A 15,016-nucleotide genomic window follows, 5' to 3' on the forward strand; every position below is an offset into this window, starting at 1 on the left:
TGTGATTCTGGTCCCTTAACCTGGCATATAAATTATATAAGTTTGTTATTCCCTCATTTAAGAAACTGGTGTTTATTAAATTAAAAAAACCTAAAAAACACTTTCACTAACAATTTAACCTTATATATTCAGCTAAAAAACAGGCTAACAAATAAAATGTTAACAATCATGCCAAGGCACCATAAACGAATTATCAAGCACCAGAAGGTTTATATTGCATTGCAAGCTATAACCTTTCTGTTAGTTTTCCCCTTGGGTTATCTGTGTTATCAAATTGATTCACTGAATGATATTACCTTAGAAATCATTCTCACCTATGTCCCAACGTCTATGATCTTGGTGGATTACCTTTACCAACGCTTCGAAAAATAATTTCACCGCTACTGTTTCACCAATACGGGCTGCTGGTTGTAACGAGTTGGGAATAAATGCTCCAGCTGTTTTATTTTCGGCTGGTCGTTAATCATGATGTACATGGAGTCAGGATGTGCGGTTAGATAATTCTGATGGTAACTTTCTGCCGGATAAAAATGCCCATTGCTCTCGACGCGGGTCACCAATGGTTGGCCGTAACTGTGGCTGGCCTGTAATTGGGCGATATAAGCGTTGGCAATGCGTTGTTGTGAATCACTCTGCGGGAAAATCGCCGAACGATATTGCGTGCCACTGTCCGGGCCTTGTCGATTAAGCTCGGTGGGATTATGTGCTACCGAGAAAAAGATCTGCAGCAAGTCACCGTAAGAAACCTGAGTCGGGTCAAAGGTCACTTTTACCGACTCCGCATGGCCGGTATCGCCGCCGCTGACCTGCTGATAATTGGCAGTTTGCGCGGCGCCCCCGGTATAACCGGAGACAGCGTTGGTGACGCCCTTCACATGCTGAAAGACGCCCTGCACACCCCAGAAACAGCCGCCGGCAAAAATAGCCGTTTCACTGTGCGAGGTTCCTGCCGGCTCATCAACCGCAGATGCCGGGATCACCACCGCGGTTTCCGCACCGCCAAATGACCAGGCGTTCCCCTGCCAGAACACTGCGCCAGCCAACGCCATCACGCCAATGATGGCAGAAGATCGCAACCACGTACCGGGCTTGTCTGAACGTTTCATCATATTCACCACTCAATTAGCCGAAAGTGAAGGCATAGGCCGCGACGCCTGCCTGTTCGAATTCGATGCTGAAGGTGTGTTCTCCCGCACCGTCGTTTTGTCGGATCAATTGGTAAAGCCGCTGATCGGTGACCACGCCGCGCCCGTCAGGTGCGATATCGGCACCATGCATCTCGCCTGGCGCTTTGCCATCCAGGGTCACTTTGAAAGCCACCGGCTTGCCCCCGCTTACCGGGCCGAGCACCAAATGCAAATCCCGGGCATGGAAGCGATAGACAATGCGCCCGTTAGGGGCATTCAGAGTCACGTTTTCGCCACCCACGGTCCAGTTTCCTGCCAGGCCCCAATCATTGAGCGGTAAATTTGCCGGTACGCCATAGCGGGCAACCATGTCTTGAGTAGCCTCGCCGGAGGCAAAGTTTTCCGCCCGCGCATAACCCAAATAAGTTTCCGGCGAAATGTCAGCCTGAGTACCGGCCGCCTGTTCAACCCCCTGTCCGGCAACCTGACTAACAGCGGTGCTGATATTTTTGGCGCCAGCCTGACACAGCAATTCCTGGATCACCCGCTCAGACTGCACGTAATCACCTTCGCCAAAATGCTGATAACGGATATGGCCGCTGGCATCAACAAAGTAATGGGCAGGCCAATATTGATTGTTGAACGCACGCCAGATGCTGTAGTTGTTATCGATAGCGATCGGGTAGTCGATACCCAGTTTTTTCGCCTCTTTGGTGACGTTGCCAATGTCTCTCTCGAAGGCAAACTCCGGCGCATGCACGCCAATCACCACCAGCCCCTGGTCGCGATATTTCTCCGCCCAGGCCTTCACATAAGGCAAAGTACGCAAGCAGTTAATGCAGGAGTAAGTCCAGAAATCCACCAGCACCACCTTGCCACGCAGGGACTCGGTGGTCAGCGGCGGGGAGTTTAGCCACCGTACGGCCCCTGACAGGGCCGGCATCTTGCCCAGGTCATCCAATATGGGTTGCGTCTCGACCGCCGTTTGTAGCGGCAGTTTTGCCGGCGTGGCGGCAGGGGTAAACGTCTGCACCAAGCGTTGTTCAATGCCACCGGTAGACGCGGCTGAAATGCGCGCCAGCACCGTGGTGTCCAGGCCGAGCGCAATCGCCACCACGCCAATCAGCATTGCGCCGCCCAGCCCGCGACGGATCCATTCACCGGCCCCCAAAGAACGTTTCATGGCACTGAATACCTTGCCGCCAATCAGCAGCGCCAATGCCAGCGAGGTTGCCGCCCCGGCAGCATAGGCCAGCAACAGCAATGTTGATCCGACATTCGCCTCCTGCAACGCGGCACCGGTCAGCACCAGACCGAGGATCGGCCCGGCACAAGGAGCCCAAAGCAACCCGGTGGCAACGCCTAAAAGTAGCGATGGCCCCACCTGATGCTGTTTGTCTGCCGCAATCTTGTCAGACAGGCGATTGCCGGCCGAAACCAGCGGATGCATCACGCGTTCGGCAACCGACGGGAACAGCAAGGTGATGCCAAATACCGCCATCAGCACCAGCGCCAGCCAACGGCCATATTGATTGGCGGCCACCACCCAACCGCCGCCTACGGCCGCCAGCGTGGCAAACAGCGCAAAGGTCAACGCCATTCCCAACAGCAAGGGTAAACCGGAGCGCAAGAAAGGACGGTCGGCGCGCGAAAAGATGAACGGCAGCACCGGCAGAATGCAAGGGCTGGCGATAGTCAGAATGCCGCCAAGATAAGCCAGTATCAGGATCAACATTTCGCTCTCTCCATTATGCCTTTTGCGGCGTAAACAACAGCGCTACCCCATTCATGCAGTAACGCAATCCGGTAGGCTGCGGGCCGTCGTCAAATACGTGTCCCAAATGTCCGCCGCAGCGCCGACAGTGGACTTCATCCCGCACCATGCCAAATGATCGGTCCTGGCGTTGTTCGACTGCCTGTTCCAGCGGCTGGTAAAAGCTTGGCCAGCCAGTGTGGCTGTCAAACTTGGTATGAGAGGAAAACAGCGGTAAATCACACCCCGCGCAGGAAAACACCCCGTCGCGATGTTCGTCGTTCAGTGGGCTGCTATAGGGTATTTCGGTGCCTTCTTCACGCAAAATATGATATTGCGCGGCGGACAGCCGCTGATGCCACTGTTGATCAGTGTAGTTGACTTCAAATTGCCCTGAAGCCGCCGCACGGGCCGCCTTTCTCGGCAATAGCCCTAACGCGAGCGCTGCGGACAGGCCGCCGCCAGCCAGAATAAACCGTCGTCTGTTAATCATTATTGTCACCCCGCAAACCGGTCCAACCGATAGTGACAAGCTACAGAGAAATCCCTGTCCGAATCCTCACGGAGAGATAACAAATTTGTGATAACTGATATGGGGGAAAGAAATATCGAAGGGGATTGCGGGGAAATACCATTAAAAAAGGCCGGACATCAGAGAGATGTCCGGCCTTTCACGGCTACTTACTCATCTTCTAAATAAGTATAACCGTATAAACCAGCCTCAAACTCTTCCAGGAACTGCGCCTGCAGTTCGCTGTCCAGATCGGTTTCTTTCACCTGATCGCGGAATTTGGCCAGCAGCGCGGTAGGATCGAGCTGCACGTATTCCAGCATGTCGGCAACGGTATCGCCTTCATCGGACAGTTCGGTTTCTACTGTGCCGTCAGGGAAGACAAACACGTCAACCGAGGCGGTATCACCGAACAGGTTGTGCATGTTGCCCAGAATTTCCTGATAGGCACCGACCATAAAGAAGCCCAGCGCCGGCGGGTTTTCCGGATCGTACGGCGGCATTGGCATGGTGGTTGCCACGCCGTCACCGTCGATGTAGTGATCGATGGTGCCGTCAGAGTCACAGGTGATGTCCAGCAGCACCGCGCGGCCTTCCGGCGGCTTGTCCAACCCTTCCAGCGGCAGTACCGGGAACAGCTGATCGATACCCCAGGCGTCCGGCATTGACTGGAACAGCGAGAAGTTGACGTAGAACTTGTCCGCCATACGCTCTTGCAGTTCGTCGATGATAGGACGGTGGGCGCGGTTGCTTGGATCCAACTGCTGCTGGATTTTGTTGCAGATGTTCAGGTACAGCTGCTCGGCCCAGGCGCGCTTGGTCAAATCCAGCATGCCGTGCGCGTACTGAGTGTGGACGTCATGCAGGTCCATCTGGCTGTCGTGCAGCCATTCGCGCAGCGAGCGACGGTTTTCCGGCTCGTTCAATTCCTGCCAGGTTTCCCACATGCTTTCCAACGCGCGCGGCGCGTCTTCTGCAGGCGGTAATGGCTCATTGAATTCGTTGCGTTCAACGCCGATCACGTTGGACACCAGCACCGTATGGTGTGCGGTAACCGCACGGCCGGATTCGGTGATCACCGTCGGGTGCGGCAAACCATGTTCATTACAGGCATCGCCGATACCCCAAATCACGTTGTTGGCGTATTCGTTCAGACCATAGTTCACTGAGCAGTCGGACTGCGAACGGGTGCCTTCATAATCCACGCCCAGACCGCCGCCCACGTCGAAGCACTGGATGTTAACGCCCAGCTTGTGCAGTTCAACATAGAAACGCGCAGACTCACGCACGCCGGTAGCGATATCGCGGATATTGGCCAGTTGCGAACCCAGGTGGAAGTGCAGCAGTTGCAGGCTGTCGAGACGACCCGCTTCGCGCAGGGTCTCCACCAGCTTCAGCACCTGAATGGCTGCCAGACCGAACTTGGACTTTTCGCCGCCGCTCGACTGCCATTTACCGGAACCTTGTGACGCCAGACGCGCACGCACACCCAGACGCGGAACCACGTTCAGACGTTCGGCTTCTTCCAGCACCATGTTGATCTCGGACATCTTCTCGATCACCAGGTACACCTTGTGCCCCAGTTTTTCGCCGATCAGCGCCAGACGGATGTATTCACGATCTTTATAGCCGTTACAGACGATCACCGAACGGGTCATACCGGCATGCGCCAGCACGGCCATCAGCTCGGCTTTCGAGCCAGCTTCCAGCCCCAGCGGTTCGCCGGAGTTGACCAGCGATTCAATCACGCGACGATGTTGGTTTACTTTGATTGGGTAAACCAGGAAATAGCCGCCTTCATAGCCGAACGACTCACGCGCGCGTTTGAACGCGGCATTGATCGAACGCAGGCGATGCTGCAGGATCTGCGGGAAGCAGAACAGCGCCGGCAAACGCAGGCCATCTTTTTGGCGTTGTTTTACCAAATCGGCCAGATCGACACGTGCCTGCGGGACGTCCGGATCCGGGCACACGCTAATGTGGCCCAGTTCATTGACGTCATAATAATTGTTGCCCCAGTAGGCGACGTTATAAGTGCGCAGCATCTTGCTGGCATCACGGTCATTCATAGCAACCTCCTGCATGGAGCGCAAAGATATAGATTCGCCCGTTGCTGACGGACGGTGAATCAATAGATCATCAGACATTACTCGCCTCACATCCCGTACTGACGATACAGTCAGCCACTATCGCAGCTACAACCCGCGAGAACAACCCAACAAACCGCCCTTGCGGCAGCGAATAAAACTGCCGTTCGCGGTCAACGATCGGTTTATTACTCATATAATTGTAAGACACCCTGTTCAAACCTCGTGAATCGGGTCAAGAAACATCCCACAGGAAGGCTGCAGGCTACCCTTGTTCAGTTCTTCAGACGACCGTTAACCGGCCCGAGGATCCTGAGTAGCGCCCAGGTGTTTATCACACCTGAAAGGTGGTGTAGAGACTAGACGGGAGATAGCAAAAGAATGTGCGCCAGAACGGCACTGTTGCTGAGAACCAACAACCGGTAGACAACGGATCATTAATCCAACCACCTCCACGCACGCCGCCCACAATGAACGACCGAGCCTCTATTAATAGTGTAAGAACGTGACCGTTCTATGAAGCGGCGACGCCAACAGTCAGCGTCTGCGGCTGACAATCGGGCTACCCAATGGGGATTCACAGAAGTTTACAACTTCTTGCCCCACACTGTGCACCAAATGAGCCGCGCGCGCAGTTTATACCGATAACACGGGGAAAATGCAAAATGAAAATTTGCCGGAAACTGTTTCAAGCGATGAAAATGGCGTCGCCGGCTTTGTGCAAAAGAGCGAAATGGCAAAAAAATACTGGCAATCCGGCCAAGGCCTGACCTAAAATAGACGTCCAGATGTTAATCCATCTATACTGATTAACGAAGAAACTGCTTAACGGCTTTGCCTGAGGGGCGTTGCAGGACATATCTCGCGCCGTCAGCGGAAGACCCTTCGCTTCGATGCCGGATCTCCAGCGCTGTGCAGTAATTTCTAACCCGTCTTATGCAAGGTAAAGAACACAATGGCTAAACACCTTTTCACATCCGAGTCCGTCTCCGAAGGTCATCCTGACAAAATTGCCGACCAAATCTCCGATGCCGTTCTCGACGCCATCCTGGAACAGGATCCTAAAGCACGCGTAGCCTGCGAAACCTACGTGAAAACCGGTATGGTGCTGGTTGGCGGTGAAATCACCACCAGCGCCTGGGTCGATATCGAAGAGATCACCCGTAAAACTGTGCGCGAAATCGGTTATGTGCACTCGGATATGGGTTTTGACGCCAACTCTTGTGCCGTATTGAGCGCCATCGGTAAGCAATCCCCGGATATCAATCAGGGTGTTGACCGTACCGATCCGCTGGAACAGGGTGCCGGCGATCAGGGCCTGATGTTTGGCTATGCCACCAACGAAACCGAAGTGCTGATGCCTGCACCGGTGACCTACGCACACCGTCTGGTACAGCGCCAGGCCGAAGTGCGCAAGAACGGCACTCTGCCGTGGTTGCGTCCGGATGCAAAAAGCCAGGTCACCTTCCAGTACGACGAGGGTAAAATCGTCGGTATCGACGCGGTAGTGCTGTCCACTCAACATTCCGAAGATATTTCTCTGAAAGACCTGCAAGAAGCGGTGATGGAAGAGATCATCAAGCCAGTGCTGCCTACCGAATGGCTGAGCGCCGCCACCAAATATCACATCAACCCAACCGGCCGTTTCGTGATCGGTGGCCCAATGGGCGACTGTGGTCTGACCGGACGTAAAATCATCGTTGATACCTACGGCGGCATGGCTCGTCACGGCGGCGGTGCATTCTCCGGTAAGGATCCGTCCAAGGTTGACCGTTCCGCAGCCTACGCGGCGCGCTACGTAGCAAAAAACATCGTTGCTGCCGGCCTGGCTGACCGCTGTGAGATCCAGGTTTCCTACGCTATCGGCGTAGCAGAACCGACCTCCATCATGGTGGAAACCTTCGGTACCGAGAAGATCCCTACCGAGCAGCTGACTCTGCTGGTGCGCGAGTTCTTCGATCTGCGTCCATACGGCCTGATCCAGATGATGGATCTGCTGCAACCGATCTACCGCGAAACCGCTGCCTACGGTCACTTCGGTCGTGAGCACTTCCCTTGGGAAGCAACCGACAAGGCAGCCCTGCTGCGCGATGCCGCCGGCCTGAAATAAGCCCAGGTATCAAATGTGAAAACGGCGAGCCAGGTGCTCGCCGTTTTGTTTTTATGAGATGGGTGCTCATGGATCAACGCACAAACAACCAACGGCGGGAGCAACGCCCCCGCCGTTGGGTTGCCTTACCCTTTGGATTCGTAAGCCAGAATGGCTGCAACTTCCGTGTCGCCCAGCTTGATGCGCAATTCGCATAGCGAACCGCGGGTGATCCACATAAGCGCAATCAGCGTCATGCAGATAATCATCAGCCTTGGAACTATCCGTCCTTGCTGCATTTTTGACCTCCTTTTCCTTGCCTCTCGGCAGGTAAGAAGCTAACCTAACGTTCTCTGGCGTTAGAGTTGGCCTCGGGTTGATGTATATCGACACGGGGCTTTTCTCTTTCTATCCCTTGCGTATGCTCAGGACGAAAGATCCAGAGCACCCGCACGCAGTATATTCACCTATCCCTTGGCTTCGGCGCCCCTTTCCGCACTAAATTCCGTTTGTGCGCAGCGTTGCGCAAAGCGCTGCAACAGACTGAAAACACAATAACCTCAGCCAAAGTGAAAGCGGCAAGCAAGTAACAAACCGTACAAAGATCTAATGTGCGGCCAGTTCGCGGAAGAATTCAGGGTTAGCCTGGATGGCCGCCAACACCTTTGCCGCCAGACCTGTTGGATTACGTCTCTTGGTTTCCCAACTTTTAATGGTATCGACGCTGGTACCCAATGCCTTGGCCATTTCACTCTGAGAAACATTAAGCTGCGCCCGGATCGCCCTCACATCTGCGATAGCATAACGAGTAACATTGGCAGGGGCCTTAACCCCTTTCTTAATGGCGACAGCTTCTTCCAAAGACGTTTTCATATCGTCAAAAAAGCTCATGTCATACCCCATCTTTCAGCAGTCTCGTCAATTTTTTCAGCTCTGACTTTTCCGTATCGGTCAGGCTGTCTTTAATACTTTTCGGGTAGGCCATCACCAGATAAATAACCTCTTCGGTCGCCAGAAAGTAAATCACCCTGGCGCTGCCGCTTTTCCCCTGGGATCCTGTTGCCATCCTGATTTTTCGCAGGCCACCGGTTTTTTGTATCAGCTCGCCTTTACCTGGCGATTCGATAAGTTCTCTCTGGAGGTCTTTTAGCTCATCATCAGTGGCGATTTGCTTGACCTGCCAGGTAAACATTGGGGTCTCAATAAATACTAGCGCATGACTCACTGGTACCCTCTCCATGTTGAGGTACACAGTACACCACAAGATGTACTATGTACACCGAGGTAACTTGAGTGTAGGGATGCCTCTTTCCTTGCCTCTCAACAAGAGAGGGGCTCCCACCCGCAGTATATTCATCGCCCTCCGGGATCCAGCGCCCCTTTCCGCGCTAAATTCCGTTTCTGCACAGCGTTGCGCAAAGCGCTGCAACAGATTGAAAAAACAAAAAGATAAAGGCCCAGCAATGCTGGGCCTTTGAGGGCAAAAACGAGGATGCAGCGTCGGTTACGAAGTTTGCTTGCGCAACAGGTAAACGAAATACGGCGCGCCGATAAAGGTCGCCAGCAGCCCGGCGGGAATTTGGTACGGGAACATCACCATGCGTCCGCACCAGTCGGCAAACACCATCAACAGCCCCCCCAGCAGCGCGGCAATCACCATCTGCGGTAACGCCCGGCGGAAACCCAACATCCGTGCCATATGGGGCGCCATCAGGCCGATAAAGCTCAGTGGCCCGACGGTCAGCGTTGCCATGGCCGTCAGCGTGGCAGCCAGCAGCAGAATGCTCAGTCGCACCGGCGTCAGAGCAATACCCACCGAACGGGCGGTGGCACTGCCGAGCGGCAGGATGCTGAGCCAACGACGACACAGCGGCGCCAACGCAATCAACGCAACCGCAATGACCGCCGTGCGCACCGCCTGTTCCGGCGTCACCGAATAGGTGGAGCCGGAAATCCAGGTCAACAGCCCGCCGGTACGCGGATCGCCGCTGGCCAGCAGCAGGAAAATGGTGGTGGTAAACGCCGTACTGAGTGCTATACCAGCCAGCAGCATGCGTTCGGTCGAGAACCCCCCCCGCCCGGCAGCCACCATGATCACCAGCAAGGTCCCGGCGGCCCCCAGGCTCCCGGCCGGCAGCAACCAGACAAAGGCATCACCCGGTACCACCAGCAGCATCATCACCACACCGAAAGCAGCCCCTGAGCTAATGCCCAGGACTTCCGGGCTGGCCATCGGGTTACCGGTCAATTTTTGGATTAACGTCCCGGCCACCGCCAGCATCATGCCCGCAGCCAGTGCCGACAACACCCGAGGCCAGCGCCACGGCAGCAATGAATCCAGCTCGGCCCCCTGGCTCCAGTGCCAGCCGGTCGCGTTTTGCCCCAACGCCAGAGCCACAGTCAGCCCCGCTAATAACACGGCCCCCGCCAGCGCCACCCACACCAGCAGATGACCTCGTTCGGCCGGCACCTTATCGCCCAGATTCATCGGCGGCGGCGTAGAAGCACTGCGCAGGCGCGGCAATAGCCACAACAGCAGCGGCGCACCAAACAACGAGGTAGCCGCACCGGTCGGGACTTCGCGCCATACCTGCGTCAGCCAGATCATCACCTGGTCGGTTAACCACAGCAGCAGTGCTCCCAACAGCGGAGCCAGCAGCATGCGGTGCGCCAACCGGCGAGCCCCCAACATTTTCGCCATCAACGGGGCAAACAGACCGATAAAACCAATCACGCCAACGGCATTCACCAACATGGCGCTGAAGATAATCGCCACCGCCAGCGCGCAGAAACGCGCCATCGACAGGCCCAACCCCAGGTTGCGTGCCACGCCATCATCCAGCCCCAGCAGCGTCAACGGGCGCAGCAGCAGCACCGCCAGCAGCCCGGCCACCAATAGGCGCGGCAGAATAAATTGTACGTTGCTCCAGTCTTGTTGATTCAGTGCCCCGGTGCTCCAGAGGAACACCCCTTGCAGTTGATCGTAATTGAACAACGCCAGCAAGCTGTTGACCGCGCCGCAATACAACCCCAGCACCAGCCCGGCCAGGATCAGCGTCACCGGCGACATACGTTTGCCCCAGGCCACACCGAACACCAGCCCACCGACCACTACCGCCCCCACCATAGCAGCCAACTGGCGAGTCAGCTCACCGCCAGGCAACATCCACAACGTGGCGACAGTCAGCCCTAGTTGCGCCCCGGCAGACACGCCGAGCGTCGCCGGTTCCGCCAGTGGATTGCGCAATACCTGCTGGAACAACACGCCGACCAATCCCAGCCCGGCACCGGCCAGCAGGGAGACCGACAGCCGCGGCAACAAGCTGTAGTGGAACAGCATTTGCTGCACGTCGTCGATGTTCGGCGCCATCAGCGCCTGCCCCCACAATGCCCAGGGCAGTTGTTGCAATAGATTGTAGAGCGTCAGGCCGCCAGCCGCCAACGCCAACAGCAGTACCAATGTCAGCGGGAATGCACGGATACGCGCGCTCATGAATAACTCTCCTGCGCCTGCTCCAGCAGATGACAAAAGCGCATTGCCGACAGCGTCGCCCCGTAGAACCACACCGCCGGTACCTGGCGCAATTGATTCTGCCGCACGAACGGCAATGCCTGCCATAACGGGGTGGAACTGACTTTCTTCAACATTTCCTGATTACCGTGGTCGAGATAAATCGCCCGCGCACTTTTCACCATCGCCAGACGTTCAATCCCCACCACTGCCGTGCCCCAGAAGTTGGTTTCCCCTTTCCAGGCATTGACGATGCCAAGCTGATCCATCACTTCCTGGAACAGGCTTTTCTGACCAATGACCAGCGCATGGCGAGTGTCGATCAATGAAAACATCAGCAATGGCTGTGCTGTGTATGAATGCAGACGCTGCCGCGCATCCTGAATAAAGCGGTCAAACTCGGCCAAATGCTGCACCGCGCGAGTCTCCAGCCCCAACCGCTGCGCCAAGGCTTGCAGTGACTGTTTGGCCACCGTCAGCGGCTTGCCGCTACCGTCGTTGAAGCTAAAGCTCATTGAGGGAGCTATAGGCTCCAGCTTTTGCGGCGTGGGGCCATAGCCCTTCGACAGCAACATCAGCGATGGCTGAAGTTGCTGCAACAGTTCGAGGTTAGGTTCGGTGCGCTGGCCGACATCAATCACCGACGCAGGCAACTTTGGCTCTTCCACCCACAAGTTGTAGTTATGGATGTCAGCGACCGCCAAAGGCGTGACGCCCAATGCCAGCAATAGCTCAATCGGTAGCCATTCCAGCGCCACAATGCGCGTTAGGTCTGGCGACGTTGCAGTGGCTTGTCCCGGCAAAGAAAACAGCAAAGGTGATAGCGCCATAGCCGTTAACAGGCGACGGCGAACGGCATCATGGTGGAAATCCGAGGAATCAGGCATCAGTAGACAAAACTCACCGGCGCACCGCCGCTTGGATGTGGCAGCGTTCCCATAGGAATACCGTAAATTTGTTCCAGCACCTCGCCCTGCATCAGATCCAATGGGCTGCCCTGGGCGATCATCTCGCCGCCACGTAACGCCACCAGATGGTCACAGTAGCGCGCCGCCATATTGATATCATGCAGCACTGCAATCACCGTCAGGCCACGTTGCCGGCTCAGTTGCTGGATCAGTGCCAGCACCTCAACCTGATGAGCAATATCCAGTGCCGAGGTGGGTTCGTCCAACAGCAGACAACGGCTGTCTTGCGCCACCATCATCGCCAGCCAGGCGCGTTGTCGTTCCCCGCCGGACAGGCTGTCCACCAGTCGGTTGGCGAAGGGCTTCAAACCCACCAGCGCAATCGCCTCTTCCACCTGCTGACGATCGTTAGCGCCAAAACGGCCCAACGCGCCATGCCAGGGGTAGCGGCCAATCGCTACCAGTTCGCGTACCGTCATGCCTTCTGCGGCGGGCAGTTGCTGAGGCAGATAGGCGACCTGTCGCGCAAAGGCTTTGCTGTCCCATTGGCTCAGTGGCTGTTGATTAAGCCGCGCATTGCCGGTAGACGGGTTCTGGTGACGACCCAGGATCTTTAACAAGGTGGATTTGCCGGAGCCGTTATGGCCGATCAGCCCACAGACTTTTCCCACGGGAAAGGTCAGCGACAGTGGCTGCAACAGCACTCGCCCGGGAACGGCGAAGCTGGCGCTGTCTAACGTAAAAGTGGCGTCGTGATTGGGGTGTTTATCCTGCATAGGCCCTACTTTGTCCGGAGCGGCATAGCGCCGCCCCGGTGATCCGGTTAGAAACGGAAGGTTGCGGTGGCGACCACCTGACGTTCTGCGCCCCAATAGCAGCCATAGGTGGTAAAGCAGCTAGAGACGTATTCTTTATCAAACAGGTTGTTCACGTTGATGCCAATCGAGGAACCCGGCAGATTGAAACGCGCCAGATCGTATTTTATTGCCACATCAACCACGGTGTAGTCTTTCACTTTAAAGGTATTGGCTTCATCGCCATAGCTGGAGCCGACATAGCGAACACCGGAACCCAGTGTCAAACCGCTGAGTGCGGTTTCATGGAAGGTGTAATCCGCCCACACCGAGGCCATATGTTTTGGGATCGCGGCAGGAGTGTTGCCCTGCTGTGTGGTGTCTTTGGAGTACTCGGCATCCGTGTAGGTATAGGAACCCAGCAGGTTAATATTGGCCGACAACGCGGCTTTGGCTTCCAGCTCGACCCCGCGGGAACGGATCTCTCCGCCCTGGATACTGGCGAATTTATGTTCTGGATCTGGATCCGCCACCTTGTTGTTGGTTTTGGTCAACTGATAGATAGCCATGCTGGCAGTAATAGGACGATCTTTCGGCGCAAACTTCACACCGGCTTCATACTGTTTGCCCTTGGAGGCGGCGAAGGTGTTACCACTGAAGTCGGTGCCTGAAGTCGGCTCAAAGGATTCACTGTAGCTGACATAAGGCGCAATGCCGTTTTCAAAGACATAATTCAAGCCGGCCCGACCGGTGAACTCGTTGTCTTTTTGCCTGGAGACCGAATTCTGGTTCAAACGGTTGGTGCTGTTGGTATCGCTCCAGTCATAGCGCCCCCCCATGGTCAGCACCCAGTTGTTCCACTCGGCCTGGTCCTGTACGTAAAGCCCGGTTTGCTCCTGACGATTGACCTGACTTGCACCACCAGTAATGGTGTAACTTTGGTTGCCGTACTGGGGTGCCACGACATTCAGCGGGGAAGCGGTGCCGTACTGATAGACGACGTCGTTACGCATGCGCATGTAGTCCACCCCCATCAGCAAGGTATGATCAACCAGGCCGGTGGCAAATTTTGCCTGAGCCTGGGTATCTACCGCAAAGCTCGACAAATGCTCTTTCGAGTTCATCACACCACGCGTCAGTTCTGCCGGGTTAGTCGAGCTGATGCCCTGACCATAAATGGAACGGTAATCAAGGTCCATTTTTGAGTAGCGCAGGTTTTGGCGCACCGTCCACACATCGTCAAAACCATGCTCGAAGGCATAACCCACCATCTGTTGCTTACGCGAGATGTTGTTATAACCCGGTTCACCGTCGTTGAAACTGGTTGGCAACTTGCCGTTGATACCATTTTGCACCGTGCCCTCTTTCGGCAGCCAGCCATAGAAGCCCAGGTCAGGATCATCCTGGAAACTACTGAGGAAAGTCAGAGAAGTACGATCATCCGGCCGCCAACTGAAAGAAGGCGCGATAGCATAGCGCTTGCTCTTTTCACCCACCTGCTGCTGATCTTCATCACGCGCCAAGCCGGTCAAACGGTAAGAATAAACACCGTCATCATCCACTGCACCGCCAAAGTCGAAGCCGGTCTGGAACAGGTTGTCGGTACCCATTTTAAACTGAACTTCACGCAGGGTTTCAGTCGTTGGACGTTTGCTGACCAGAGCGACGACACCGCCCGGGTTGCTCTTGCCATAGAGTACCGAAGAAGGCCCACGCAACACTTCAGCACGTTCCAGGAAGTAAGGGTCAATCTGGTAAATGGAGTAGTTATCGTCCTGCAGTTTCAGGCCGTCCAGGTACATATTGGTACCCACCGAACTAAAACCGCGAATGTTCACAGCGTCGTAGGCGGTAGAGGCACCACGGTTGCCCACCATCACGCCCGGCGAATAAGCCAGCGCACTTTTCACCGTCTCTGGCTGACGCATATCCATCTCTTCACGTGTTACCACGGAAACCGACTGCGGGGTCTTTTCAATTGGCGTATCGGTCTTGGTCCCGGTAGCGCTGTGCTTGGCCGCATAGGTGCCGACCGGCCCCCAGGCGCTTTCCTGCTGCGGTTGGCTGCTGCCGACTACGGTAAGCGTTTCTTCCTTACCGTCGGCGGAAAATACCGGCATTGCCAGCGTACCCAGTGCGGCAGCGATAGTTATCGCTAGCCCACTGACGTGAGTGCGGCCCTGCTTGGCCGCGGAAGATGGAAGACGCTTGGTCGGCATAAGTGGTTTCTCTGGTA

At 55.7% G+C, this 15,016-nt stretch carries 12 protein-coding genes; 1 reads left to right on the top strand and 11 read right to left on the bottom strand.

Translation table 11 applies throughout. The features are described 5' to 3' along the window. Positions 1–380: 380 nt before the first annotated feature. From msrA to speA, 4 genes are all read right to left on the bottom strand, one after another. Complete coding sequence (gene msrA / locus E5C26_RS20495) at positions 381–1,106, bottom strand: peptide-methionine (S)-S-oxide reductase MsrA (RefSeq protein WP_135318290.1); 726 nt, start codon at positions 1,104–1,106, stop codon at positions 381–383. 16 nt (positions 1,107–1,122) lie between these two features. Beyond that, positions 1,123–2,862 (bottom strand): cytochrome c biogenesis protein DipZ, encoded by a 1,740-nt coding sequence (locus tag E5C26_RS20500; RefSeq protein ID WP_135317947.1) that lies wholly within the window; start codon positions 2,860–2,862, stop codon positions 1,123–1,125. A gap of 13 nt (positions 2,863–2,875) precedes the next feature. After that, positions 2,876–3,373: a peptide-methionine (R)-S-oxide reductase MsrB gene (gene msrB, locus E5C26_RS20505; protein ID WP_135317948.1), complete on the bottom strand. Its 498-nt coding sequence runs from the start codon at positions 3,371–3,373 to the stop codon at positions 2,876–2,878. 188 nt (positions 3,374–3,561) lie between these two features. Next, positions 3,562–5,538, bottom strand: a complete 1,977-nt coding sequence (gene speA, locus E5C26_RS20510) for a biosynthetic arginine decarboxylase (RefSeq protein ID WP_135317949.1) — start codon at positions 5,536–5,538, stop codon at positions 3,562–3,564. An 895-nt stretch (positions 5,539–6,433) separates the two neighbouring features. Here speA and metK point away from each other — a divergent pair. Beyond that, a complete protein-coding gene (metK, locus tag E5C26_RS20525; protein WP_135317952.1) occupies positions 6,434–7,588 on the top strand; it encodes a methionine adenosyltransferase in 1,155 nt (384 codons plus the stop codon). 125 nt (positions 7,589–7,713) lie between these two features. Here metK and E5C26_RS20530 read toward each other — a convergent pair whose 3' ends face one another. From E5C26_RS20530 to fhuA, 7 genes are all read right to left on the bottom strand, one after another. Then, the gene (locus tag E5C26_RS20530) at positions 7,714–7,866 is read right to left on the bottom strand and encodes a Hok/Gef family protein (RefSeq protein ID WP_041418706.1); all 153 of its coding nucleotides are present in this window, start codon (positions 7,864–7,866) and stop codon (positions 7,714–7,716) included. A 307-nt stretch (positions 7,867–8,173) separates the two neighbouring features. Further along, entirely contained in the window at positions 8,174–8,458 is a 285-nt protein-coding gene (gene nadS / locus E5C26_RS20535) for a NadS family protein (protein WP_135317953.1), read from the bottom strand. A gap of 1 nt (position 8,459) precedes the next feature. Further along, positions 8,460–8,792 (bottom strand): type II toxin-antitoxin system RelE/ParE family toxin, encoded by a 333-nt coding sequence (locus E5C26_RS20540; RefSeq protein WP_135317954.1) that lies wholly within the window; start codon positions 8,790–8,792, stop codon positions 8,460–8,462. Positions 8,793–9,071: 279 nt separating this feature from the next. Continuing rightward, a complete protein-coding gene (gene fhuB, locus E5C26_RS20545; RefSeq protein ID WP_135317955.1) occupies positions 9,072–11,060 on the bottom strand; it encodes a Fe(3+)-hydroxamate ABC transporter permease FhuB in 1,989 nt (662 codons plus the stop codon). Continuing rightward, positions 11,057–11,965, bottom strand: a complete 909-nt coding sequence (gene fhuD / locus E5C26_RS20550) for a Fe(3+)-hydroxamate ABC transporter substrate-binding protein FhuD (RefSeq protein ID WP_135317956.1) — start codon at positions 11,963–11,965, stop codon at positions 11,057–11,059. Before fhuD ends, fhuB begins: the two co-directional genes overlap by 4 nt. Then, positions 11,965–12,864, bottom strand: coding sequence for a Fe3+-hydroxamate ABC transporter ATP-binding protein FhuC (fhuC, locus tag E5C26_RS20555; RefSeq protein ID WP_441347649.1), 900 nt, complete (start codon positions 12,862–12,864; stop codon positions 11,965–11,967). Before fhuC ends, fhuD begins: the two co-directional genes overlap by 1 nt. Further along, positions 12,810–14,999 (bottom strand): ferrichrome porin FhuA, encoded by a 2,190-nt coding sequence (fhuA, locus tag E5C26_RS20560; RefSeq protein ID WP_135317958.1) that lies wholly within the window; start codon positions 14,997–14,999, stop codon positions 12,810–12,812. The genes fhuC and fhuA overlap by 55 nt, the downstream gene beginning before the upstream one ends. Positions 15,000–15,016: the final 17 nt, after the last annotated feature.

The organism is Serratia proteamaculans (assembly GCF_004684015.1).
Classification (GTDB): Bacteria; Pseudomonadota; Gammaproteobacteria; order Enterobacterales; family Enterobacteriaceae; genus Serratia; species Serratia proteamaculans_F.

Excerpts from the sequence above, each read along its gene's own strand:
- msrA (WP_135318290.1), bottom strand. The coding sequence starts at position 1,106 with ATGAAACGTTCAGACAAGCCCGGTACGTGGTTGCGATCTTCTGCCATC.
- E5C26_RS20500 (WP_135317947.1), bottom strand. The coding sequence starts at position 2,862 with ATGTTGATCCTGATACTGGCTTATCTTGGCGGCATTCTGACTATCGCC.
- msrB (WP_135317948.1), bottom strand. The coding sequence starts at position 3,373 with ATGATTAACAGACGACGGTTTATTCTGGCTGGCGGCGGCCTGTCCGCA.
- speA (WP_135317949.1), bottom strand. The coding sequence starts at position 5,538 with ATGTCTGATGATCTATTGATTCACCGTCCGTCAGCAACGGGCGAATCT.
- metK (WP_135317952.1), top strand. The coding sequence starts at position 6,434 with ATGGCTAAACACCTTTTCACATCCGAGTCCGTCTCCGAAGGTCATCCT.
- E5C26_RS20530 (WP_041418706.1), bottom strand. The coding sequence starts at position 7,866 with ATGCAGCAAGGACGGATAGTTCCAAGGCTGATGATTATCTGCATGACG.
- nadS (WP_135317953.1), bottom strand. The coding sequence starts at position 8,458 with ATGAGCTTTTTTGACGATATGAAAACGTCTTTGGAAGAAGCTGTCGCC.
- fhuB (WP_135317955.1), bottom strand. The coding sequence starts at position 11,060 with ATGAGCGCGCGTATCCGTGCATTCCCGCTGACATTGGTACTGCTGTTG.
- fhuD (WP_135317956.1), bottom strand. The coding sequence starts at position 11,965 with ATGCCTGATTCCTCGGATTTCCACCATGATGCCGTTCGCCGTCGCCTG.
- fhuA (WP_135317958.1), bottom strand. The coding sequence starts at position 14,999 with ATGCCGACCAAGCGTCTTCCATCTTCCGCGGCCAAGCAGGGCCGCACT.